The sequence below is a fragment of the Pirellulales bacterium genome (assembly GCA_035533075.1).
Taxonomy (GTDB): domain Bacteria; phylum Planctomycetota; class Planctomycetia; order Pirellulales; family JAICIG01; genus DASSFG01.
Genome location: DATLUO010000221.1, coordinates 1 through 23153, shown reverse-complemented (window position 1 = coordinate 23153; position 23153 = coordinate 1). Strand labels below are relative to the sequence as shown.

Annotated in this window: 18 protein-coding genes; 9 read left to right on the top strand and 9 right to left on the bottom strand. The window is 63.4% G+C overall.

Annotated elements, in window-relative coordinates; genetic code table 11:
• Positions 1–442 precede the first annotated feature (442 nt).
• The 5 genes from VNH11_28345 to VNH11_28325 all read right to left on the bottom strand — a co-directional run bounded on the left by VNH11_28345 (position 443) and on the right by VNH11_28325 (position 10766).
• Positions 443–7366, bottom strand: coding sequence for a protein kinase (locus VNH11_28345; GenBank protein HVA50298.1), 6924 nt, complete (start codon positions 7364–7366; stop codon positions 443–445).
• Between the two features lie 163 nt (positions 7367–7529).
• Positions 7530–8087: a sigma-70 family RNA polymerase sigma factor gene (locus tag VNH11_28340; GenBank protein HVA50297.1), complete on the bottom strand. Its 558-nt coding sequence runs from the start codon at positions 8085–8087 to the stop codon at positions 7530–7532.
• Between the two features lie 773 nt (positions 8088–8860).
• Positions 8861–9994 (bottom strand): hypothetical protein, encoded by a 1134-nt coding sequence (locus VNH11_28335; GenBank protein ID HVA50296.1) that lies wholly within the window; start codon positions 9992–9994, stop codon positions 8861–8863.
• A gap of 239 nt (positions 9995–10233) precedes the next feature.
• The gene (locus VNH11_28330) at positions 10234–10536 is read right to left on the bottom strand and encodes a type II toxin-antitoxin system RelE/ParE family toxin (protein HVA50295.1); all 303 of its coding nucleotides are present in this window, start codon (positions 10534–10536) and stop codon (positions 10234–10236) included.
• Positions 10527–10766: an addiction module protein gene (locus tag VNH11_28325; GenBank protein HVA50294.1), complete on the bottom strand. Its 240-nt coding sequence runs from the start codon at positions 10764–10766 to the stop codon at positions 10527–10529. Before VNH11_28325 ends, VNH11_28330 begins: the two co-directional genes overlap by 10 nt.
• A gap of 620 nt (positions 10767–11386) precedes the next feature.
• On the opposite strand from VNH11_28325, the gene VNH11_28320 reads away from it, so the two are divergent.
• Positions 11387–11821, top strand: coding sequence for a DNA polymerase ligase N-terminal domain-containing protein (locus VNH11_28320; protein ID HVA50293.1), 435 nt, complete (start codon positions 11387–11389; stop codon positions 11819–11821).
• Here VNH11_28320 and VNH11_28315 read toward each other — a convergent pair.
• From VNH11_28315 to VNH11_28305, 3 genes are all read right to left on the bottom strand, one after another.
• Complete coding sequence (locus VNH11_28315) at positions 11722–12462, bottom strand: hypothetical protein (protein HVA50292.1); 741 nt, start codon at positions 12460–12462, stop codon at positions 11722–11724. The two genes, VNH11_28320 and VNH11_28315, sit on opposite strands and share 100 nt — an antisense overlap.
• 153 nt (positions 12463–12615) lie before the next feature.
• Positions 12616–13017: a hypothetical protein gene (locus VNH11_28310; GenBank protein HVA50291.1), complete on the bottom strand. Its 402-nt coding sequence runs from the start codon at positions 13015–13017 to the stop codon at positions 12616–12618.
• A complete protein-coding gene (locus VNH11_28305) occupies positions 13014–14801 on the bottom strand; it encodes an NADPH-dependent assimilatory sulfite reductase hemoprotein subunit (GenBank protein ID HVA50290.1) in 1788 nt (595 codons plus the stop codon). The genes VNH11_28310 and VNH11_28305 overlap by 4 nt, the downstream gene beginning before the upstream one ends.
• A 269-nt stretch (positions 14802–15070) precedes the next feature.
• Between VNH11_28305 and VNH11_28300 the strand changes: the two genes are divergently transcribed.
• The 8 genes from VNH11_28300 to VNH11_28265 all read left to right on the top strand — a co-directional run bounded on the left by VNH11_28300 (position 15071) and on the right by VNH11_28265 (position 22118).
• Entirely contained in the window at positions 15071–15886 is an 816-nt protein-coding gene (locus VNH11_28300) for a DUF4058 family protein (protein HVA50289.1), read from the top strand.
• Between the two features lie 61 nt (positions 15887–15947).
• Entirely contained in the window at positions 15948–16466 is a 519-nt protein-coding gene (locus VNH11_28295) for a phosphatidylglycerophosphatase A (GenBank protein HVA50288.1), read from the top strand.
• A 155-nt stretch (positions 16467–16621) separates the two neighbouring features.
• Complete coding sequence (gene pepF, locus VNH11_28290) at positions 16622–18424, top strand: oligoendopeptidase F (GenBank protein HVA50287.1); 1803 nt, start codon at positions 16622–16624, stop codon at positions 18422–18424.
• A 111-nt stretch (positions 18425–18535) separates the two neighbouring features.
• Positions 18536–19021, top strand: a complete 486-nt coding sequence (locus VNH11_28285) for a YbhB/YbcL family Raf kinase inhibitor-like protein (protein HVA50286.1) — start codon at positions 18536–18538, stop codon at positions 19019–19021.
• A 176-nt stretch (positions 19022–19197) separates the two neighbouring features.
• Complete coding sequence (locus VNH11_28280; protein HVA50285.1) at positions 19198–20247, top strand: sugar phosphate isomerase/epimerase family protein; 1050 nt, start codon at positions 19198–19200, stop codon at positions 20245–20247.
• 8 nt (positions 20248–20255) lie between these two features.
• Positions 20256–21260, top strand: a complete 1005-nt coding sequence (locus VNH11_28275; protein HVA50284.1) for a C-terminal binding protein — start codon at positions 20256–20258, stop codon at positions 21258–21260.
• A 17-nt stretch (positions 21261–21277) separates the two neighbouring features.
• Positions 21278–21673, top strand: a complete 396-nt coding sequence (locus VNH11_28270) for a hypothetical protein (GenBank protein HVA50283.1) — start codon at positions 21278–21280, stop codon at positions 21671–21673.
• 10 nt (positions 21674–21683) lie between these two features.
• Complete coding sequence (locus tag VNH11_28265; GenBank protein HVA50282.1) at positions 21684–22118, top strand: cysteine peptidase family C39 domain-containing protein; 435 nt, start codon at positions 21684–21686, stop codon at positions 22116–22118.
• 112 nt (positions 22119–22230) lie between these two features.
• Here the strand turns inward: VNH11_28265 and VNH11_28260 are convergent, their stop codons facing one another.
• Positions 22231–23001 carry an amino acid ABC transporter ATP-binding protein gene (locus VNH11_28260; protein ID HVA50281.1) on the bottom strand — a complete coding sequence of 257 codons (771 nt, stop codon included), beginning with the start codon at positions 22999–23001 and terminating at the stop codon, positions 22231–22233.
• Between the last annotated feature and the right edge of the window lie 152 nt (positions 23002–23153).

Below are 23153 nucleotides of genomic sequence, written 5' to 3'. Positions count from 1 at the left end.
TCGAAATGGGTCTTGGGGCGTGGGTCTTGGGTTTTGGGCGCGCGCCAAGTGTTGGGCGGGGCGAGGCTTGACGTCGCGCGCGCCGGACCCCATCCGCCTTGTGTCCCGGCGCGCCGGGAGTGACCAAGATGCGGGCTAATCGGTTGCCGGGGGATTCCGCGAAAGTAAGGACCCCATCCGCCTTGCGCGGATCGGTGAACGAGATGGCGGGCTAATCGGTTGCCGGGGAATTCCGCGAAAAGACCCCATCCGGCTCGCCTGGATGGTGAATAAGATTTCCGGCGGCTGCTCGGTAGCTCACGATCTGCTTCACCATCCAGGCGAGCTGGATGGGGTCGTGCGCCACGTCGCTTTTTTCAACCTAGCCCGCCATCTTCTTCACCAATCGAGGCGAGCTCGATGGGGTCGGATGTGCTACATCAACACTTCCCCAATGGAGGCGTCATTTCGGCCAATCGACGCTGCAGCCGGGCACGGCGGCCTTGAAGGCCGCGACGCCCGACTCGGTGGATTCAGTGACGGGCAACTGCACCAGCCTCAGCACCTTGAGCATCTTCAGGCCGTGCAGATGCTCGAGGCCCGCGCCGCTCATGCTGAGCGCCGGGCGGAGCACGAGCTCTCGCAGATTGGACAACTGCGCGAGGTGCGCCAGGCCGGCGTCGGTGATTTGTCCCGCATCCAGCAGCAGATATCGCAAATCCGACAACCGCGCGAGGTGCGCCAGTTCGGCGTCGGTCACTAAACGCCCAGTCACGTCGAGCCCCTCCAATGACCGCAGTCCGGCGATCGCTCGACAGCCGTCGTCGCCAAGCTTGGTTCCGCGCGTAGTAAGAACCAGTAAGCGCGGCAGGGCGGCAAGCCGGCGGAACACGTCGGGCGAAGTGAGGACGCCGGGCAGACCAAGCTCTTCCAATCCGCGCACCTCGGCAAGGCCCTCAAGGTCGCTCGTCTGCAACCTCACATCATCTGACAGGTCCAAAGACAAAAGGCTGCGCAGGGATGCGAGCTGCCCCAGACCAGCGCTGCTGACTTTCCCGCCGCTCAGTCGCAGGAACCGCAGGTTCGACAATCCGCTGAGCCTTTTCAGCGTCGCGTCGGCGAACTGGTCGCCGTTGATGTGCAGGAAGTCGAGATACGCCAGCGCCGCGACGTGCTGGAGACTGGCGGGGGTGCAACACCCGCCGTCGATCCACAGCAGGCGAAGCCGCGGCAGCGTCGCCAAGAGCGACAGGGCGTTAGCGGTCAAGCGCCGGCAGCCGCTGAGGCCCAGCTCGGCGAGTTTCGGCAAGCCCTTCAGGCAATCCAGCCCACGGTCTGTGACTTGCGTGCCGTTCAAATTCGCAACGCGAAGCTGCCGCAGCCGCGCGAGCAGCTTGATTTCTGCGTCGCCCACGGCTCCGGCATCCGCGATGTTCGGCGCGTGGCCCATCCAGAGCACCTCGACGCGCAGCACCTTGAACGGCCCGCGCGGAAGATCCGCCGCGGCCCGGCAACGCGTCTCGTTGACTCCGTCGGCCGTCAGGCAGATCTCCTTGAAGCCTCTCTCCAGCAGGGCCTCGGCCGCCGTTCGATCGGGATCGTCGTCGCGCACCGGCGGGGCGTGAAGGCGTCCGTCCGGCCCGGTGATCCAGCAATCGACGAGCGCCTTGTGCAGCGCGTCGATGCCCGCGTCGGTCGTCTCGGTGCCCGCGAGTGAAAGGCGCATCAGACCCGTGAGCGGTTGCAGTCGCGCCAGCCCGGCATCGGTCACTTGGGTGTGGCTGAGGTCGAGCTCGTCCAATTGCTCCAGTGCGGCCAGTGCGGGCAGGCCCGCGTCGGTAATCGCTGTGCCTTCGAGCAGCAGGAAACGTAGCACGGGAAACGCCGTGGCCAGCGTGGGCAGGGCCGCATTGCTGACGCGCGTGCCGCTTAAGTCAAGCCGCTCCAGGAGCTTCAACGCGGCGAGACGTTGCACGCCGGCGTCGGAAACGTCGGTCTCGCGCAGGTCGAGGTGGCGAAGCATGCTCAGGGGCGCCAAGTACACCAGGCCCGCGTCGGAGATGAGCGTGCGCTTCAAGTCGATGAAGTCCAGCCGGGGGCAGTGCCGGAAACGTGCCAGCGAATCGTCGTACACCGACAAGTTGCCGTTGAGCCGGACCGTCCTCACGGGCAGGCTCCGCCAGCTTCGGTAGTCTCCGCATTCCGCCGTGCCGCCGTTCTCGACGACCCACTTGGCCACCGCCCGCTCGTCGGCCAAGGTAGGTAGACGGTAGTCGGTAGGCGGTAGACGGGGAACAACGGTCCGTGGCGGAGACGTTGGTCGCCCTTCGGGCGACGGGCTGGCGCCCACATCATCCCGGCGCGCCGGGACCGGGTCTACTTTGTCCTCGCCGGCCTGCCACCGCTCTCGCAGCCGCGTAAACCAATCGCCTTCCTTGGGCGCGGGGCCGGGCGGCAAGGCGCCGACGTAGTCCGGCAAGTCGCCGCCGGCGCCGCCCGAGGCCAAGGGACCGTCGGCGGGAATGCGCGCGTAGTCCCGGCCGCCAGGCTCCGTCGAAAGGAACGCGGGATCTTCCAGGATGTCGCCGCGCCCCTTCGGCAGCGAGCCGAGGCGTAAGTAACTGTTATGGTCCACCAGCCAGTTCTTAAAGATTTGGTCTCGCAGCTTGTCGGCCTCACCGCTGAGGCGAACCCCTTGCGTAGTAATGTTGTTGCGAATGGCGACGCCTTGTCTCGGTGCGCCGTCGCGGACATCGAAACCGGCACCGAAGACCGTATTGTTGCTGATTTCCACGAATCCCGTGACCTCGTCGATCTTGACTAAATCGAGCACAAACCCATCGCGGACCAACACATTGTGCCGAATGCGCGTCTCGTGCTTCGGTCCACTCAGCGCGATGATCGTGTCGACGAAGAAATTCCGGTCGACGAAGAGGTTGGGGCCCTGGAGGCCGAGAGCCGCAGCGTTGAAGAAGCAGTTTCGCACCACATTCGGGGCACTGCCGCGCTGGCCGTCATCAGAGTACAAGCAGATCGCGGGTTCGGGATCGATGCGGTTTTCCGGCCGAGGCTCTGTCCAGCCGAAGTAGCAATCTTCCACCACAAGTCCCTCGACTCGTCGCAAGCCGATAATTGAAGCCCAGACCCACTTCTCATGCGGAGGCGCGACGAAACGGCACCCGGCAAGGCGAAAGCCGTCCAGCGGGCCGAAGCTGTGCCCGCTTAAGTAGGCTCCGTCGTGCTTGTCCCATTCCGAAAGCTGGATGGTCGCTTGCCGGTCGCTGATGAGCCCGGTATCGTGTGGCAGGCCGTCTGCGCGGACCACTTCGCGATATGGCCCGCGGTCGAGCACCTTTACCACCTGGTGCGGCTTAAGCGCATCGAGCGCCGCCTGAATGGTCTTGAACTGTCCGCTGCCGTCCTGGGCGACGGTCAGGATTTCTCGCCCCTTGAGCCACTCGTCGAGCGGCGGCGGTTCGGGCAACGTAGCTCCGACACTCCGTGGCGGAGACGTCGGTCGCCCTTCGGGCGACGGGCTGGCGCCCCCGTCACGGAGTGCCGGGTCTACCTTGTCGCTCGGGGTTGCCATGCCCAGACGGCTCAGGTCCACGCCCAGGTCGCCGCCGTCTTGCGCGGCCTGATGGCCGGGGCTGTTGGGCAACAGCCCGCAGAAGCGCGGGTCGATGAACACGGCGTCGCCCTGGCGCGAGCCTGCGTCGCTCGACCAGCGCGCCTGCCATGCCGGCAGGGAACCGACATAATTGGCGGCGGTGGTCAGATCACAATCGCTCTGCCATCGCACGGCCCCGTGACAGTAGACGTTTTCGTCGCCCTGCCACTGAAATGCCGCGTCGTCACCCTGGCGCAGGAAACTGCTAAACTCAAACCAGGTGCGCCGCGCGCTGACCGTCAACTGAACAGTACCGTGTTGAATGGCCGGCGAGAAGTTGCTCCAGACCACGCAACGGTCGAGATCCAGCGCGCGCGGCCGTTGCGGCTCGATCGGATTGAGACCGACCGAGGCAATAACCGAATTCACCACACGCAGCCGTGCGCCGGCGAAGTTGACCCCATTCGGCAGCAGGCAATTCACCACCTCCAGCGGCGGAGCGCTTTCCGAGTAGGTCGTGACCTGCGGCATCGGACCAGAGGCTGCCAGGGCAGGCTCGAAACTGCAATTGAGCAGCCGCGGCGCCGGTTGACCCTCGGCCGCCGGCGCGCCGTTCGCCACCCAGACCTGGCCACTGAAGTGCAAGTCTTCGATCGACCACACATCGCCCGGGGCCAACAGCACGTTATCGCCGATCGTCGGTTGATAGCCATAACCGGCGCGCAGCGTGAGCCGCTTGCCCTGTCGCTCACCGCGCCGGTCGAAGCCCGGAAACGTGCCGTTGGCGCGGATGGCCACGGTGTCGCCGTCGGCTGCGGCGGCGACCGCCTCGGCGACCGTCGCGTAACCACGGGCCAGCGTATTCTCGTGGAGCAGCACCACCGCGCCCTCTTCAGTCCCCTCCAGGCCAAGCTGCTCGTCGGTGACCGGATGCCCGGCATCGGCCAGTGCGCGCAGGTATGCTTCGCCGGGGCCGACCAGGCGCCAATCGGGGCCGACCGCGGCGCTGGGGCCAGCGTCGCCTTCGGAGCCTGCCGTGGTGGGCGACAGCGGGTCGAGCGGGCGCGGGTCGAGCCAGTGGTGCAGCCGCGGTAGGGGAGTTTCATCACGGCGGAGCGCAATGCCTCTGCCGCCGCGCCGGGGGTCGCCGGCCTTAGGGGCCAGCCAGGCGGCCTCATACCTCAGCGTCGGCGTCGTACCGAGCATGGCGCCTTGTTCATGCTCGCCCCAGAACTTGCTCCAGGCGGCCAGGTCGTCGCCAGCGATGCTCACCCTGCCCGAACCTTCAAGAGGTTGACTGAAGATCAAACTGCTGGCACCACCGACAACACCGTGCAGATTGCGGCGACCGTTCCAGCGACAGACCTCGCGAAATACCTCCATGCTGGTGGTGCGCGTGCATAGCAATTGGCCGACGCGAAACACGTTCTCTTCCGCCAGCACTTCCACGGCGGCATGTTCCGCATCTGGAAAATGGAGCCAAGTGCCCTGGCCGGCGAACGTGTTCCGCGTGAAGCGAAGCTTCTGGCCGCCGCCCTGGAGCGTGAAGAAACTGCCACCGCTCCAATACAGGTTGTTTTCGCAGTGGACCTCGGCCGATGTGCCAATTTTGATCGAATATTGGCTATGCCCCGATGCCAACACGCTGTCGACGATTCGCAGGTGCGGTCCACGTTCATAATGAAGCAGTGCTGCAGCATGGGAATCCCCCCTGCGCAACAGGCAGCGGCGGATTTCCCAGGGTGCCCCGCCGCCGTGCAGGATATTGTGGGCAAGCAGATCTTCGCGCAGCTCGATGCCTTCCAGTGTCAGCGGCGCGTTGTTGACTGTGATCCACGCGCTGTGGAATTGTTGCTTGGCCCCCTCGGTGCGCACGAACCGCGGGCGAAAACCGGCGCCGGCGCGGAGCGTGAACGGCTTGCCATCGAGATTGACGATCGGCAGCGTGAAGGGCCCATTGCCGTAGACCTCGATCGCGTCGCCGGCTTGCATTTCGCCCAGCGCGCCGGCGATGGTCTTGAACTCGGCGGCCTGTTTTCCCTCGCGGACCAAGAGGAACGGCTTCGCACGGTCGGGCAAAGTAGCTCCGATCCCGGCGCGCCGGGATGGCGGAGACGCCGGTCGCCCTTCGGGCGACGGGCTGGCGCTCCCGTCACCCCGGCGCGCCGGGACCGGGCCTGCTTTGGCGCTTTCCTCGCTGGCGCTTCGGGTTGGTGTGGCGCGGCGGCTCGCCGCATCGGTACTACCGGCAAGCTTACGTCCCGGCGCGGCGGGGCTCGCCGGACTCTCTTCGGTCGCGACGCTGCCGCCTTCCGGCACGTTGATCCGCGCCACCTCGCGGCCCTCCTTGTCGCGGATGACCACCACCATGCCCGCCAACAGAAAACAAGCCGCTGCCGCCGCGGCCACCAACGGCCAGCGCGATCGGCGCCGCGGCGGTCTGCCCGCCATCTCTCCCTCGCTCCGTCTCTCCCTCGCTCCGTCTCTCTGTCTCTCCCTCGCTCCCTCGCTCTCCGCCGCCTCGATTGCCCGAATCGCCTCGGCCACCGCCTCCGCCGACTCGAACCGCTCGCCCGGATCCTTGGCCAACAGCCGCATGATGACGTCGGCAAACGCCGGCGGTAGCTCCGGGTTCAACTCGCCCACGGGCCGCGGATCGGCCGTGGCCAGCGCCGTCAGCACGGCCAGCGTGCCACGGCCCTGAAAAGGAGTTTGCCCGGTCGTCAGCCGATAGAGCACCACGCCCAGGCTGAACAGGTCCGACCGCGGACCCACGCTGTCTCCGCGGGCCTGTTCGGGCGACATATAGGACGGTGTGCCCAGGATGGCGCCGGTCTGGGTAAGATGGACTTCGTCTTCCACGACGTGGGCCAGGCCGAAATCGACCAGCTTCACCCAGCCGCCCGGCGATTCGAGCCAGATGTTGGCCGGCTTGATGTCGCGATGGATCAGCCCCCGCTGGTGCGCCACGGCCAGGGCCTCGGCCGTTTCGCGGCCGATGCGCAGGCACTCGGCCAGCGGCAGAGGCGATTTTGGATTTTGGATTTTGGATTTTGGATTGTCCATTCCCGCTTCCCTCTTTTCTGAACCCTGAACCCGGGGTACCCTCTGGGTGCCTGAACCCTCTCTCTCGAGCCGGTCGTGCAAGCTCTCGCCCTTGAGTAACTGCATGGCCAGAAAGGGCACGCCCCGCTGCTCGCCCACCTGGTGGACCGTGACGATGTGCGCGTGCTCGATGGCCGCCGCCGCCCGTGCCTCGCGCAGGAACCGCTGGCGGTTTTCGCTGCGGGCGGCCAGGCCGCGATTCATGATTTTCAGCGCCACGCGGCGTTGCAACTGCGGATCTTCGGCCTCCAGGACGATGCCCATGCCGCCGGCGCCGAGCACGCGCAGCACGCGGTAGCCGGCGAAACCGCCCAGCTCGCCCTCGGCCTGGGGCGGGTCGAGCAGCTCGCGCAGCCCCCAGGCGTCGTCGGTGCTCTCGCCGGCCACCGTCATCGTCTCTTCCGGCTGGCTGGCGGCCGCGGCAGTCCGCAGGGCCATCAGCCGGGCCATCGTGGCTCGCACCGGGGCCTCCTGGGCGATGGCGGCCAAGTGGTTGTCGCGCCGCAAGCCGGCCACCATCGTGTCGTCGAGATGCAGCGAACGCGAAACCTCGCAACAGCGGTCGCAATCGAGCAGGTGCCGCTCGAGATCGTCGGTTTCCGCGTCGCTGGTGCGTCCCAGCAGCAGCCGTTCGATCGCCGCCGCATCCGGGCAAACCGCCTTGTCGGTCATGGTTCGATTCTCCATAAAAAGCGGGCCATAACAGCATGTACGTTGGCAGGGGGCAAAACCTGTCAGGAAAATCGGTAGACGGTAGACGTCAGGCGTCAGGCAATTGCCAATTTGCAATTTGCAATTCTCTCCCCCGTCTACCGTCTACCTTGTTCCCGCCTACCTACAACAGCCCTTCAAGTTCCCGCCGCAGCCGCCGAAGGACTCTTCCCTTGGCGATATAGACGGCGTTTTCGCTGATGCCGAGCATGCGGGCCACTTCCGCCGCCGGACGCTCGTTGACCGTCGATTCCCAGCAGGCCCGCCAGGTGGTCTCGTGAAAACTCGCTTGCATCATCTCGGCCGCGCGGGAAACGAGAAGTTGGCGATGTTCTTCTTCCCAGGCGTCGTCTTTGGGAGCGGGCAACTCGGCCAGCCAGCTCTCGTCGACCGCCGCTTCAGGAACGTGATGCCGGCGGCGCAGGTCACGGATGCGGTTGCGCATCATCGTGCGTATCCAGCCGCGAAAACTTTGCTGCGGGTCGTAGTCGAAGCCCGGCATTTTTTGCACCAGCAGGGCCAACACGTCCTGCACCAGGTCGGCGTCGTCCGGCGCGCCGACCCCGGCCTGGCGGGCCCAGAAAAAGAGCAGCGGAGTATAAAGCTCCACGAACCGTTGCCAGGCGGCCTCCGGCTCGGGTTGCTTCAACCGCACGAGCAGACTGACGGGAGTCGTGTGCATTGTGTTAGACGTGACGCGAATGCCACAGCCGCTGGTGCTTCGACCGGCATTCGCCAGCCAGCCATCATAGCCAGAACGCGCGGTTTAACAAGCGGCCGGCCAGGCCATCGTCGTAGGGTGGGACCAGCTTGTGCAAAATCGTGGCTTGGCCCCGCCGAAGAATGACGTCATTTTTGCTCCCCCGGATGCCGCCACTCTGTAGAAAGCGAGCGTCAGCAACCGCCTGGAAAGCCGGCGGCATGCCATGCGCCATCCTCGCCGTTGGGAACAATACTCGAATTAAATAGAACCCGCGGGTTGGACCGCGTTTTCGACGATTCTGCCCAGGCCCGCCTCGCCCCAAGCCACCACCCTAGAGGCACCCGCTCGGTGCCGAGACGAGGAAGTCTGCGTGCGTTCCTCTGTAAACATTTGCGGCGTAACACTTTATGGCGATACCGACAGGCGGGCGCCCTGTCACGCGGACACGGTGCGCAAAACAAAAGCGACACGCGCGTGTCGCTTTTGTTTTGCGCGAGGGACTCGTTTTGGTCCGACCTTCGACACGGCGCAGAACAAAAGCGCCGCGCGCGGCGCTTCTTCTCATGTACGAGGGACTCGTTTTGATTCGTGGCCCGTTGCTTGTCGGCGCGGCGCGGACGCGACACGCGTGTCGCTTTGCGCGCGCAGCCCAAGCCTGGATGTGGCGAGTGGAACAGCTTCCGCGCCAATTCCGGCTGCTTTTTCACAGCCGAAATCGACGATTTTGCATAGGCCAGTCCCAGCCTGCGATCTCAATCGCTACCCCGCGCCAGTTCGTGGTAAAGCCGATGCACGAAGGCCGCATTGTCGCATTGCACATAATTCAACGCGCCGCCCATCCGCACGAAGCTTTTGCAGAACCGCAGGTAATAGGCCGGATTCGTCTTGGGCGGCTCGCCGTGCGACCAGTCCCAGCCGCCGCCGTCCTGAATGTCGACGACGTAGATGTTGTGGCCGCGGACCACGTCCAGGCCCGCTTGCAGCCGCAGATTATTGACGCAGCTCAGCGATTTCTCGAACACCTGCGGACCCATGATCGCCGAGCCGACGTTCAGCACCACGCCGCCTTCGAGACGCTCCAGCGAGCCGCCGAAGAGCTTGAAATCCCACTCGGCCGCCCGGCCCAGCGCCGCGCCGTTGAAGACGGGGTGATTCGAGATGATGTCGTAGCCGATGCCCGGATGCACCGTCAGCGGCACGCCGTGACGATACGCCTGAGCCACCATCGAGGCCTGCTTCCAACGGTGCTTCACTTCGATGCGTCCCGCCGGCCAATGTTGCTCGGTCATCGTCCGTAGCAGATCGGCACGGGCCGCCGTGAGCCGATCGAGTGGCTTTTCGGCGATCGAGCGGGCAAGGTCGTCGCTGGCCGGCAGCGTGGTGCCGTCGTCCAGGATGAACTTGCCGAGTGCCCGGCCGTAGCCCAGGCCGTCGAGCGCGCCGGCCAGGAGGGCCAGGTGGATGTTGGTGGCCGTCTCGTGCCAGGTGCCGAAGGTGCCGCTGGCGACGTTCATTTCGACGCTCTCGGTCGAAGCGCCGAACCAGGCATATTCCCAATCGTGGATCGTGCCGGCCCCGTTGGTCGCCAGGTGCGTCAGCCAATCGTCGGCCAGCATGCGTTCGATGATCTGGGCCGCCCCGTTGCGAAGCAGATGGGCGCCGTAGATGAGCATCACGGTCGCCCCGCGTTCTCGCGCCCTGCGGATATTTTCGGCGCACTGGCGAACGAGCGGAGGAACCCGTTCCGGGCAGGGGCGCGGAGCGGCGTCGGGATCGATCAAGATTTCGTCGACCGTCGTCAGGCTGCGCCGCTCGCGGAGCGGCAAGACCTTGAGCCTGGTCAGATCGAGCGGCGTGACGTGCATGGGAAAGCGCTGGTTAACCATGAATGACATCGATTCCAGTGGGCATTGGGTGGCACGGGGGCAGTCATTGGTTTTCTCCGCGGCGGGCGGTCAACCTCGTTCACCAATCCACAAGGCTGACGGGGTCCAAAGGGCTCGCGTCCGTCATCCACCGTGACGGCGGCCAGTTTTAGCATCTTGGTTCCCTTTGCGGCGGCGGTCAGTTTTCGACAATGGGCGGGGCCGGTTTTGCCTTTTGGCGCCGCCGGCACGCCGGCGTGCTAACGTTCGTCGCGCAGTCGATACCGCCAGTAATCGGGGTGACGTTTATGATGCTCAACGACGAGGATCCTCAATTCATCGTCGACGATTCGGTAATAAACCGCGTAGGGAAAACGCCGCAGAGAACGGTAACGTAGATCGCTTTCGACGATCGGCCACCACTGGGGTTGCTTTTCAATTTCGGCCAGCGCCGACTCAAACGCGCGAAGGAAGGAATCACCCAAGCCAGGCACTCGCTGGTCGTAGTAGAGCGCCGCTTCGGTTAATTCAGCCTCAGCGTCGGGGTGGTAAACTACCCGCATTTAAGGGCCTGGCGCACGGCCTGCATTACTTCCTCATGCGATCGACCGACAACCGAACCCGAACTCAATTCGTCGTCGCGCCGCACAGCAGCCTGAATGGCGTCCCGTTGTTCATCGGCCACATCCGTGGCCAAACCCTCGTCGATGCTTTCCCATAGCGCTTGCGCGACCGTGACTCGGTCAGGCAAGGGAAGCGCGATTAACTGTTGAACAAGTTCATCGGTTTGCATGTCTTGAGAATACGCCGGTCAAGCGCGCCAGTCAAGTTGTTTCCTAAGCCGGCACGCCAAGGGCGAGTATTGGCAGTAGGGACAAACACTCATCGTCCGCTCCTTAGAAACCTGCCCCGGTTCCGATGGCCAGAGCGCTGATTCCGCGGGCGATGGCCGCCTCATTGTCGGCCCTCATCTTCTGCTCGCTGGCCTTGTTGCGCGCACGTACTTGCTGCGTTGGGTAATCATGGCCACCTTCGTGTAGGCAATAACAACGCCGAACTGCCAAAAAAACTGGCACCCGGCTAGGGCGGAAACCGACAATTGAGGTTCGGGCGGCGGAACGACGGTGCCGCTGATGCCGACGCTGGATTTGTTCCACCAATCGTTCGCGGCGGGGGCGGCCAGACGGCGACCTCGATGGTGTCAAGAATGCCCGCAAGTTGCGGCCCTAGATGGCCAGAGGAAGGTTGAACTCGCCCGCCACGATAGATTTTCGCGAAGCCACCTCATACCTGGGCCGTACCGGGGCATCGCCTGGCCTCGTCGTCTGTCCTGACTAGAATAGCGATCGTGGCCAGGCTCTGCCCCAGCCACCACCCCTCATCGTCGGCAACACAATTCATCGAACGATAGTCATGCCCCGTTTCGTTGTCCTGCGACATGACCTTCCCCCGGAATCCGGCCGCGGCCTACACTGGGACTTGATGCTCGAAGCGGCCGACGTACTGCAAACCTGGGCGCTGGCCGAGGAGCCGTCGGCCGATGCGGCCTGCCTGGCCGAGCGGTTGCCCGACCATCGCCGCGCCTATCTCGACTATGAAGGCGAAGTGTCCGGCGGGCGCGGAACAGTCACGCGTTGGGACGCCGGAGACTATCTGCCGTTGCCGGCAGAGGGCGAGAGCGTCGTCGTCGAACTACACGGCCGGCGGCTGCGAGGAACGGCCCGGCTGGAGCGGCCCGCCGCGGACGGTCAGCGTTGGCGCTTTTCCTTTGTGGAAGGTGCGGCAGCCAGCGGTCGGTCGGGCGAAGTTTCTGGTTCCGACGGGCCGGAGTCGCGCGGCACCGTATAGCCGGCCACAAACACCTCGTTGTCGCCGAGTTCCAGCTTTTCCAATCGGTAAAACGCCTTGTCGTCCGAGGGATGCAGGCGAATGACGGCCACCGGGTCTCCGCCGGCCTGCAGCCAGCTCAACTGCACCTTCGCCTCGGCGGCGGCCCGCGTCACGCCCTGCAGGATGTTTCCCAACGGGAGCGGAAACGCGCCGGCCCGCGCATGGCTCAACCGGACCTTCAAGACGTTTGGTTCGTTGACGTAAAGCTCCGCCTTCAGCGAGACGACCGTTTCGACGTTCCCTTTCAGATAACGGCAACCCAACATCACGCCGTCGGGCCCGACGGTGACCCTGGGATCGGCCAGATAATCGGGCAAGAGTCCGGGGAACGTTTCTTCCAACCGAGTCGCCAGCCAGCCATTGAGTTGTCCGGTGGTGAAGATGGCTTGCCACTGCCCGGTTTTCTGGACATTGCTGGCCAGGGCGGCCGCGTTTTCCAGCAGACGCTCGCCGGCCTCGCGATGGCTGTCGCTCGGCACCGCCGCCGCCGCGGCATAGAACGGCGGGACGCGCCGCGCAGCCCAATAGCCCCAGGCCAACAGGCCCATGCCGAAGGCAAACAGAGCACCGGCTACCCATTTGGCAACGCGGCGGTTCATAGCGATCTCTGCGGAGCGGTGAGGGGTGTTGCTGACTTCGTGAGAAGTCAGGCCGTCGTCGCGTTTACGCCCAGAATTCTCACGAATTCTGCTACCAGAGGTGAAGTGCAGGGTGCGAAGGCGCGGGAATGGTACGATTGGCCGCCACCGCCGTCAATGCGAATCCAGCCGCCGTAGAATCATGTAAAACGGCGGCAGATACACGATATCGGAAAAGAACAGCATTGCCAGAAATACGGTCGGCAGCTTCCCGACACAGACGTAGTAAACGCCGAGCATGCTGCCCAACGCTTTGCTCCAGAAGCCAAGCAGCAGAAGGTTGCGGTTCTCGACGGGGTTGGACGCGACCATCCAATAGCCGACGCCGAACAGCCCGACCAGCATGCCGACCAGTTGAATCGGCAGGTTAAGTTGCGGCTTCTCCACGCCGAGCAGCTTAAAGCCCTCGTGGTAGAAGCAAAACATGCCCACGCCGGCCAGCAGGTTGTAACCGCCGACAAACCACAGCAGCCGCGTCATCCAGGGAGAAAGCCGCGGCGCGGGCTGCGAGCTCACTTGGCCACGGCCTCCGGGGCCAGAACCGCCGCATGGCCGTTGCCGCTGGCGTTTGTGCTGGCTGTGTCTGCTTCGAAACTGGTCGTCCATGCCAGCAAATCGTCGGCTCCCTTGCGATGGCAAAAATCGCCGAACGTTTCACCCGGCAAGCGGTCTTGCTTGAAATAGACCAGCACGGGGATGAGCGTCGAGGCGATCTCTTCTTCCGGTACCAAATCCTTGTAAACGAAGTTCAGCCGATCTCCCAGCAAACGGCCGCCCAGGAAAAGCGTGTACTTGCCGGCGGTCTTGCCAACTAGTCCGACATCGGAGTTATAGGGCCGGGCGCAGCCGTTCGGGCAGCCGGTCATGCGGATCGTAAAGCGCTCGCTGGACAGGCCCAGCCGCGCCAGCTCGACTTCGACCTTGTCGATGACGCTGGGCAAGGCGCGTTCGGCTTCGGTAATCGACAGACCGCACGTCGGCCAGGCCACGCAGGCCATCGACCAGCGGCGGGCATTGGAAATCTCGTGCGAAAGCTTCACGCCGTGGTGCCGCAGAATCTCCTCCAGCGCCGGCCGGTCTCCGCCGACCACATCGGTGAACAGAATGCTCTGATGGGCGGTCAGGCGAATGCCTGGGCGAAGCTTGCCGCAGATTTCGCGCAGGGCGGTCTTCAGGCGCAGCTCGTCCGTGTCGTGAATGCGGCCGTTTTCCACGTTCAAGCCGTAATACCAGCGGCCGTCGCCCTGCTCGTGCCAGCCCAGGTGGTCGTCGAAGCCGCAGACGTCGTCGGGATGAGGGTCGGGCAGCTTGTGGCCATAGTATTCCTCCACCTTCGCCTTGAACCAGGCCAGGCCGTGGTCGGCGATCAGGTATTTCAGCCGGGCGATCTTGCGGTCGGCCCGATTGCCGAAGTCGCGTTGCACCTTGATGACTTCCGTCGCCACGTCGACCACCTGGTCGGGCGTGACGAAGGCCATCCGCCTGGCCAGTGCCGGAAACGTCTTCTTGGCGCTGGGCGTGACGCCCATTCCGCCGCCCACCAGCACGTTGTAGCCGACGATCTGGTAGTTCTCGCAAATGGCCATCAGGGCCAGATCGTTGGCATAGAGATCGACGCAGTTGTCGCCCGGCAGCCCGATGGCCGTTTTGAACTTGCGTGGCAGATACGTCGGCCCATAGATCGGCTCGATCTCGTGGCCGTTCGGTCCGCCCGCCACCAACTCCTCTTCGCCGGTTTCCTGGTCCTTCAGCCAGATTTCGTGGTAGGCCCGCGTGCGCGGCGCCAGATGCGCGGCCAGGCGGTCGGCCAGGTCTTGCAGTTGGGCATGTACCGGATCGAAGTGGTGCGGGGCCGGGCAGCACATGATGTTGCGTTCCACATCGCCGCAGGCCGCCAGCGTGGTGAGCTGCACCTGATTGATCCGGGCAAGGACCTCCCGCAGGTTTTCCTTGACGATGCCGTGCAACTGCAGGCCCTGCCGGCTTGTGCAGCGCAGGGTGGTGTTGCCCAGCTCGTCGCACAGGTCAATCTCGGCCAAAAGCTGGTCGCTGGTCAGCTTTCCGCCGGGCACGCGAGTGCGGACCATGAAGATGAACGCCTTGGCGGACTTGCCGCCCGACTTGTGTGCCCGATGGTCGCGATCGTCCTGCTGATACGTGCCGTGGTGCTTAAGAAGCTGAATGCTCTCCTTGCCGAAGAAGTCGTTGCCATCGGTCAGTTCGGCGGCAATTTCTCCGCGCAGGTTGTGGCTTTGGGCCTTGATACCCTCGACGGGGCTTAACTTTGCGTCGTCAGACATGAATGGGCCAGATCAGGCGAAACGGGGGTAGGCGGCGGCAGTGCGGCACAAAGCCGACTAACATTACTACTATTGTCGTGATTATACGGCGCCCGTCAACAAGGATAACCGGCCAGGCCGGAAAAGTCACTATCGCAGTGGGCGAATTCGGCGTTTTCTGGCATAAACTGAGCATCGAATGCGAAAGTGCGGCGGTCGACGGCGACAGCATATAATGAAGAACGAACGATTCCCGGACTCTGCCTGTTTGATTTGAGAGGAGAACAGTAATGTCTTCGCCTTTTCCGGGCATGGATCCCTTCCTGGAACATCCGGACATTTTCCCAGACCTGCACGATAGGCTAAATACTCACCTCAGCGAAGTCCTCCAAGTGGGCTTGCCGTCGCCTTATTACGCGGTCATCGGCCGGCGTACCTGGATCGAAGTGTCACAGCGTTACATCGGCCCGGACGTCCAGGTGCAGCGCTCGCGAGGAGGATCCCCTCCCGTCGAGCATTTGTCAGGAGGCGTGGCCATTGCCGCCGTCAAGGCCAAGGTGGTGCGCGTGCCGCATGATGAACGCCGGGAAACTTTCCTGGAGGTCTATGTTCGACAGGGGAGCGACAAGCGACTGGTCACCAGCATCGAGATTCTGAGCCTGACCAACAAAACGCCGGGCGAGCATGGCCGCGAGCTTTACTTGCGCAAGCAGAGGGAGATATTGGGCAGCAAAGTGCATCTGGTCGAAATCGATCTCCTGCGTGGCGGCGAGCACAGCACGGCCGTGCCGTGCCAATGCGTCCTAGCGGAGGTTGGCCCCTTCGACTACCACGTCTGTGTGCATCACTTCGACAACCTCGAAGACTACTTCGTTTATCCGATTCAGCTTGACGAACGGCTGCCCCAGATTGCCATTCCCTTGCTACCGGGTGATCCGGCCGTGATCATCGATTTGCAAGCGGTGCTTGACCACTGCTACGACGCGGGACCCTACGCCCGCGAAGTGAACTATCAGGCAGACGCCCTGGTGCCGCCGTTGCGTGCCGATAAGGAGGAATGGGCGAAGGGAGTACTGCAGCGCACGCGACAGGGACGGGGCGGGTAATTTCGGGGGAGGCTGGCGAAAAACCTTGGATAAACCGACTCATCCGCGAACGATCGACGTGATGACTGAATCAGCTCCGCCAAACGAAAATGACACGGCATTCGATCGTTCGCCCAAGGCAATCGGCAGACTGGCAATGGTTTGCGCGACGGGTCTGGGCGCGGGGTTTTTTCCCATCGTTCCGGGCACCGTCGGAGCAGTGTGGGGAATTCCGTTGACGTGGGGCCTGCAACACTTTTCGCCGGCCATTCAAGCCGCGTCGATTGTCGTCATCTTCCTGGCCGGCATTCCGATTTGTACGCGGGCCGCTCGATATATGGGCGGGCTGAAGGACCCCGGCTCGATTGTGCTGGACGAGATCGCCAGCCTGCCGATTGTGTTTTTCCTCATCGACATGAACAACTGGAGAATTGCCGCAGCCGGCTTTGTGCTGCACCGCCTGTTCGACATCACCAAGCCTCCTCCGGCTCGGCAGTTTGAGCGGCTGCCCGACGGGTTGGGAATTATGGCCGACGACTCCGCGGCCGCGGTCTACGCAAATCTGGCCCTGCGCCTGCTCATGTGGTGCAACGCGGTATGACGTTTGTGGGCTGGGCCGCCTCCTTTCGCTTCCATCACCGATTTGTCATCTTAGTCCGTCACGGTGGGCCGGCGCTCGCAAGCTCGCTGGTCCCACCCTACGCTTTCAAAATCCCCAGTCCTGAACCCCGAACCCCGAACCCCGAACCCTACCTGATGCCTAAAGTCAAATCGCTTCCTCGCCGCAGCCAGGTCAAAACACCCGACACCTGGGATCTCTCCAGCCTGTTCACCGACGACGACGCTTGGGAAGCGGCCTTCACGAAATGGGAAAAGCAACTTGCCGGATTTGCCCGACATCGCGGCAAGCTGGGCGAATCGCCCAAGGCGCTGGCGGCCTGCCTGAAATTCGATTCCGATTTCGACCGGGCGGGCGAGAGACTCGGCACCTATGCCTTCCTGAAGAGCGCCGAGGACACCTCGAACAGCACCTATCAGCGGATGCTCGGTCGCTACCGCAATGCGGCCAGCCGTGCCGGTCAAGAAGCCAGTTACATTCGCCCGGAGATTCTGGCGGTCCCACCCGCGAAGATCAAGAAGTTTCTGGCGGCCAAAGAGTTGGTAACCTATCGACTGCTGCTGGAACGACTGCTGCGCGACCGGCCGCACACGCTCTCCGACCGCGAAGAGAAACTGCTGGCCATGCAAAGCGAGGTGTCGGGCACGGCCGGCCTGGTGTTTCGCCAGTTGAACAACGCCGACCTCAAATTCGGGTTTGTGGAAAACGAGCGCGGCGAACGGGTCGAGTTGAGCCACGCTTCGTTTTCGGCCCTGCTTCACTCGCCCGACCGCGGCGTGCGGCAACGAGCGTTCAAACAATACTATCAGCAGTTTTCGGCCCACGAGAACACGCTGGCCGCCACGCTGCAAGGCTCGATTCAACGCGATGTGTTCCACGCGCATGCCCGCAATTTCGCCAGCGCTCTGGAAGCGGCACTCTTTCCCGACAATGTCCCGACGGCGGTCTACGACAATCTGATCGCCTCCGTCCGCAAGCACCTGCCCTCACTGTATCGTTACTACGAGCTGCGGCGGCGCAAGATGAAGCTGCGCGACATCCATCATTACGACACTTATGTACCCATTCTCAGCGATCTGGAAACGCGGCACACCTGGAACCATGCCTGCCACACGGTGATCGAGTCGCTGGCGCCGCTGGGCGACGACTATCGCGGCGTGCTGAAAGCCGGCCTCGTGGGGCGGTGGTGCGATCGCTACGAAAACCAGGGCAAGCAGAGCGGCGCCTTCAGTTCCGGCTCCTTCGACGGCGATCCGTATATCTTGATGAACTATCAGCCCGACGTGCTCGACCACGTGTTCACGCTGGCCCACGAAGCCGGCCACTCGATGCATTCGTTTTACTCCGCCCGGCACCAGCCGTATCACTACTACAACTACACCATCTTCGTGGCCGAGGTGGCGAGCACCTTCAACGAACAGCTTTTGAGCAAGCACTTGATGGCCGAGGCCAAACACGATCGCCAGCGGGCGTACCTCATCAACCGCGAGATCGACTCGATCCGCGCCACGATCGTGCGGCAGACGATGTTCGCCGAGTTCGAGAAAATCACGCACGAGCTGGTCGAGCAGCACGAACCGCTCACCGTCGATCGCGCCAAGCAACTGTACCGCGAGTTGCTGGAAGCTTACTTTGGCCCGGATTTCGCTCTCGACGACGAGCTGTCGCTGGAGTGTTTTCGCATCCCGCACTTTTACCGGGCGTTTTACGTTTACAAATATGCCACGGGCATGTCGGCGGCGATCGCGCTGGCCGAGCGGGTGACCTCGGGCGGAAAGCGCGAGGTCGAGCAATATCTCCGCTTCCTGCAAGGCGGTTGCTCGAAAGACCCGCTCGACCTGTTGCGCGACGCCGGGGTTGACATGGAGCAGCCCGGACCGGTCGACACGGCGCTGGCGCACTTTGGCGATCTTGTGGAACAGTTGGAACAACTTTTGTAGCGAGGTTTGACGATGCCCACAGCTAAACGGTACAACTCGGTTTTATTGGCAATGTTCGTTGTTGGCAGCATGGCGCTGGCGTGCTACGGCGCGCCGCAGAAAGGAGGACGCATGTCTCTCACCGTCAGTAGCGAGGCATTCAAAGCAGGGGCGCCGATTCCCAAAAAGTGTACCGAAGACGGGCAAGATGTTTCGCCTCCCCTGAGCTGGCAGAAGGTGCCCGAAGGCACGAAAGAGCTGGCCCTGATCTGCGACGATCCGGACGCTCCCACCGCCGAGCCGTGGGTCCACTGGGTGCTCTACAAGATTCCGGCGGACGCGACTCATTTGCCCGAAGCGGTGCCGCCCGACGCGGAGTTGAAGGCGCCGGCCGGCGCCCGACAGGGAATGAACACCTGGAAAACGGGCCGCACGGTCGGCTATCGTGGTCCGGCGCCGCCGAAGGGCCACGGCCCGCACCACTACCACTTCCGACTCTACGCGCTCGATGCGCCGCTTTCGCTCCACGCCAAGGCGACCAAGCAGGAACTGCTCGATGCGATGAAAGGGCACCTGCTGGCCGAAGGCGTGCTGATCGGCACCTACGAGCGGAAATGAGGGCGGATGTCCGTGTTGCGGCGCTGCTTGCGACGGGCACTACGGTTGTCAGCAGCCGGCCGACATTGCAGAATGAGGCGTCCGGCGCGACGCGCGTCAGCGGTGCGCTGAACGCACATGCAACCTGACGCCCGATGCCGGCAACCCGACGCCTAATCCTCCAGGAGCATCTCACCATGGCCGACCAAACCACCAAGCCACTTCGGTCTTCCTCCGGCGCCGGCCCGCTCGATCGCCGCGAGCTGTTGGCCTACACGGCCGCCTTCGGCAGCGCGTTTCTGGCGGCCCAAGGGCTGGCCCAGGGCGAAGAGCGCGACGCCAAGGCCGAAAGCCAACCCGTCAACAGGCCGGGCAAGCGCTACGCGATGAAAAAGTCGATCAATCTCTGGGCCTTCCCCTACCCCCAGAAGATGACGCTGGCCGACTGTTTCCAGTTGGCCAAAGACGCGGGCTTCGATGGAGTCGAGATCAATTTTGCCTTGCAGGGTGAATTCTCGGCCGAGTCGGGTCCCGAAGAAATCGACCGCATCCGCCACCTGGCCGACAAGACCGGCATCGCCATCAGCGGCGTCTGCTCGTTCCTCTATTGGCCTTACTCGCTCACCTCCAACGACGCCCAGCGGCGAAAGAAAGGACTCCAGCTTGCCCGGCAGATGATCGCGGCGGCCGAACGCTTGGGCACCGATAACTTGTTGGTCGTGCCCGGCGCGGTCTACATTCCGTGGGTCGAAGGGACCGAACCGGTGCCCAACGACGTTTGCGACCGCCGGGCACGCGAGGCGATTCGTCAGCTCGTGCCCGAAGCCGAGAAAGCGGGTGTCACGCTCAACCTGGAAAACATCTTCGCCAACGCCTTTCTGTTCAGCCCGCAGGAGATGGTCGAGTTTGTCGACAGCTTTCGAAGCCCACACGTGCGGGTCCACTTCGACACGGGCAACATCATGCAGTATCAGTTCCCCGAACATTGGATTCCGATTCTGGGCGAGCGGATCAAGAACATTCATTTCAAGGAGTGGGACAAGCGGACGCACGAGTTCAACTTGAGCACCTTCCGCACGCTGCTCGACGGCACCACCAATTGGCCGGCCGTGATCGAGGCGCTCGACAAGGTGGGCTACGACGGATACCTGACCTTCGAGTATTTCCATCCCTTTGAGCATTACCCCGAAGCGCTCGTCTATCAAACGTCCGACGCGCTCGATCGCATGTTGGCGAGGAAGGTGTAGTTGCCGCCATGACCACATCCAACCGCCCGAACAAAGTCGTCATCACCGATTTCCTCACCCATCCGCCCGAAACGGAACAAAGCGTCTTGGGCGAGTTGGCCCGCGTCGAGGTGCTCCGCGCCGACCACGAGGAGCAGCTCGTCGGCCGCGTCGAAGACGCCGACGCGGTGATGATCTATCACTGCTTGAAGTTCACCGCCCGGTCGATCGAGCGGCTCACGCGGTGCAAGCTCATCGTGCGCTGCGGCGTGGGCTTCGACAACGTCGACTGGAAGTTCGCCCGCCAGCGCGGGATTCCGGTGGCGAACGTGCCCGACTATGGCACCGAGGAAGTGGCCGATTCGGCGATCGGCCTGATGTTGTCGATGACCCGCGGCATCTCGCTGTTGAACTCGCAGTTGCGGCAGGGAAAGATCGACTGGAGCTATCGTCATGCGGCGCCGCTGCGGCGATTGCGCGGGCGCGTATTGGGCATCGTCGGCCTGGGGCGGATCGGATCGGCGGCGGCGCTGCGGGGAAAGGCGCTGGGTATGGACGTCGTTTACTACGATCCGTTTGCGCCCGACGGCCGCGACAAGTCGCTCGGCGTCCGCCGCGTCGAATCGCTCGACGAGCTGCTGGCCCAGGCCCATGTCGTCAGCCTGCACTGTCCGCTGACCGACGAAACCCGCCACCTGATGCGCGCCGAAACGCTGGAGAAGATGGCCGACGGCTCTTACCTGGTGAACACGTCGCGGGGCGCGGTGGTCGATACCGCGGCCATTCCGGCCGCCGTCGCTTCGGGCAAGCTGGCCGGCGCGGCGCTCGACGTGTTGCCCTTCGAGCCGCCCGCCGACCACGACCCGCTGATCGTGGCCTGGCGAAACCCCGATCATCCGGCCCATCACCGCGTGATCCTCAACCCGCACACGGCTTTCTACAGCGAGGAGGGTCTGCTCGACATGCGCATCAAGGGCGCCGAAGCCTGCCGCCGGGCACTCGTCGGTCTGCCGTTGCGGAACGTGGTCAACTAGCCGGTGGAGGTGTTGTCATGAAAAGTCACAAAAAAGCGGTCCCAGCGAGGGCCCGGAAGACGGCGGCCAGGAAAAAGATCCCGCCCGTCGACCTGGAAGAAGAGGCGATTCTCAAAAGAGCGCAAATCTACTTGTTGTTCGAGGCGAAGCGCCCGATGCTGTGGACCGTTGCCGGGATTCGGGAGGAGAAGTCGGATGACGGCTGCCGTCGCTGGATTGTGGCCGTGAATCTTCGTTATCCGACGGGGTTCGAGGGATACTTGGGCGATCTCGCGGTCGACGGAGAGCGGATCACGGAGTTGACCGACCTGAAAACAATGCAGGAGCGAGCGCGGCAAATCGCCGCCGATCCAGAAGGAAAGCGCCAGTGGGATGAGTATCAAGCTTCCACTTTTCAAGCAGGAGAACCGTAACACTTGCGCGTTGGCTTGCCTTCGCATGGTGCTGGCTGCATGCGGCACGGTGGTGGCGGAACGCGATCTGGAGGACGAGGCTCGCATGGAAGTGGATGGTACGGACATCGGCGAACTTGAGCGACTTGCGCGGCAATTCGGACTGGCGGCGGAGATCCAGGAACCGAATGTCAATCAGCTAGGGCAATTATTGGCCGATGGAAAACTGCCGATCGCATACATCGATCGCGCCGTCTTCGAGTTGACCCCCGCCGCGCGCGATCGGCATTCGTTGCGAAACGCAAGAATCCATACGGTTATTCCGACTCGCGTCAGCAAAGCGTCGATTTGGTATCACGATCCCATGCAGCCACGTCCGGTGCGCAAGTCGATTCGCCTTTTCCGGCTGGCCTACGAGCGCCTAGGGGGCCGAAGTGTCGTGTGCTGGAAAGCGGCGAGCGCATAACAGGCAACCGGCGTCACGGCCGCCCGCGGTAGCGTGGCTCGCCGCTTTGAACACCTTTCCGGGCCTCGGCCAGCGCCGCGTTTTCAATTCCGAAATGATACGGTGGTGCAGATTAGGTCGGCATTTGTTGGGCCAATAACTGTTTCGTCCGCTCGTGGCGCGGGGCGTCAAGCACCTGGCTGGGCGGGCCTTCCTCGATCAGGCGACCATCGGCCAGTACCACCACCCGGTCTGCCGCCCGACGGGCAAAACCCATTTCGTGCGTCACCATCACCAGCGTCAGCCCGTCGCGCTTCAGACCTTCGAGCACCGTCAACACCTCGTGCTTCAACTCGGGATCGAGCGCGCTGGTGATTTCATCGCACAGCAAGCCTTGAGGCTGCATGGCCAAGGCACGGGCAATCGCCACCCGTTGCTTCTGCCCGCCCGAAAGCTGCTCGGGATAAGCCAAGGCGCGGTCCGCCAGGCCGACGCGGTCGAGAAGCATTTTTCCACGGGCATTCGCCTCGCTTCGAGGCAGCTTGAGCACGTGGACGGGGGCTTCGATGACGTTCTCCATCGCCGTGAGATGCGGGAAAAGCTGAAAGTCTTGAAATACCATTCCCACCAAGCGGCGAATGGGCGGCCACGTCAGCTTGCCGTTGGCACGCGGCTGGTCGGCGTCGACCGCGTGCGGACCAACACGTATCTGGCCGCCGTCCCAGTGGGCCAGGCCATTGATGCACCGCAAGAGCGTCGATTTGCCGCTGCCGCTGGGGCCAAGCACCACCAGCGTCTCGCCCGCGCCGACGGAAAGCGTGACGCCGTCGAGCACCTGCCGCGTGCCATAGGATTTGGTCAAACCACGGATGGCAATGAACGGTTCGGCGTCGGGATTCGACATTTGGGTTTCGGTCTTAGTTCAAGTTTCGCGGTTTCCGGACATAGTTCGAGCCGGCCGTCGCGTTGGGTGCGGCGGCAAAACAGCAGTCGTTGAGCCGTAATTCGCGAGACAGAGCTCGCGTCGGCTTGGTCAGCCCGCGTGGCTGATAAATT

Excerpts from the sequence above, each read along its gene's own strand:
- VNH11_28320 (HVA50293.1), top strand. The coding sequence starts at position 11,387 with ATGCCCCGTTTCGTTGTCCTGCGACATGACCTTCCCCCGGAATCCGGC.
- VNH11_28300 (HVA50289.1), top strand. The coding sequence starts at position 15,071 with ATGTCTTCGCCTTTTCCGGGCATGGATCCCTTCCTGGAACATCCGGAC.
- VNH11_28305 (HVA50290.1), bottom strand. The coding sequence starts at position 14,801 with ATGTCTGACGACGCAAAGTTAAGCCCCGTCGAGGGTATCAAGGCCCAA.
- VNH11_28325 (HVA50294.1), bottom strand. The coding sequence starts at position 10,766 with ATGCAAACCGATGAACTTGTTCAACAGTTAATCGCGCTTCCCTTGCCT.
- VNH11_28260 (HVA50281.1), bottom strand. The coding sequence starts at position 23,001 with ATGTCGAATCCCGACGCCGAACCGTTCATTGCCATCCGTGGTTTGACC.
- VNH11_28270 (HVA50283.1), top strand. The coding sequence starts at position 21,278 with ATGAAAAGTCACAAAAAAGCGGTCCCAGCGAGGGCCCGGAAGACGGCG.
- pepF (HVA50287.1), top strand. The coding sequence starts at position 16,622 with ATGCCTAAAGTCAAATCGCTTCCTCGCCGCAGCCAGGTCAAAACACCC.
- VNH11_28315 (HVA50292.1), bottom strand. The coding sequence starts at position 12,462 with ATGAACCGCCGCGTTGCCAAATGGGTAGCCGGTGCTCTGTTTGCCTTC.
- VNH11_28295 (HVA50288.1), top strand. The coding sequence starts at position 15,948 with ATGACTGAATCAGCTCCGCCAAACGAAAATGACACGGCATTCGATCGT.
- VNH11_28275 (HVA50284.1), top strand. The coding sequence starts at position 20,256 with ATGACCACATCCAACCGCCCGAACAAAGTCGTCATCACCGATTTCCTC.
- VNH11_28335 (HVA50296.1), bottom strand. The coding sequence starts at position 9,994 with ATGGTTAACCAGCGCTTTCCCATGCACGTCACGCCGCTCGATCTGACC.
- VNH11_28285 (HVA50286.1), top strand. The coding sequence starts at position 18,536 with ATGTCTCTCACCGTCAGTAGCGAGGCATTCAAAGCAGGGGCGCCGATT.
- VNH11_28340 (HVA50297.1), bottom strand. The coding sequence starts at position 8,087 with ATGCACACGACTCCCGTCAGTCTGCTCGTGCGGTTGAAGCAACCCGAG.
- VNH11_28330 (HVA50295.1), bottom strand. The coding sequence starts at position 10,536 with ATGCGGGTAGTTTACCACCCCGACGCTGAGGCTGAATTAACCGAAGCG.
- VNH11_28345 (HVA50298.1), bottom strand. The coding sequence starts at position 7,366 with ATGACCGACAAGGCGGTTTGCCCGGATGCGGCGGCGATCGAACGGCTG.
- VNH11_28280 (HVA50285.1), top strand. The coding sequence starts at position 19,198 with ATGGCCGACCAAACCACCAAGCCACTTCGGTCTTCCTCCGGCGCCGGC.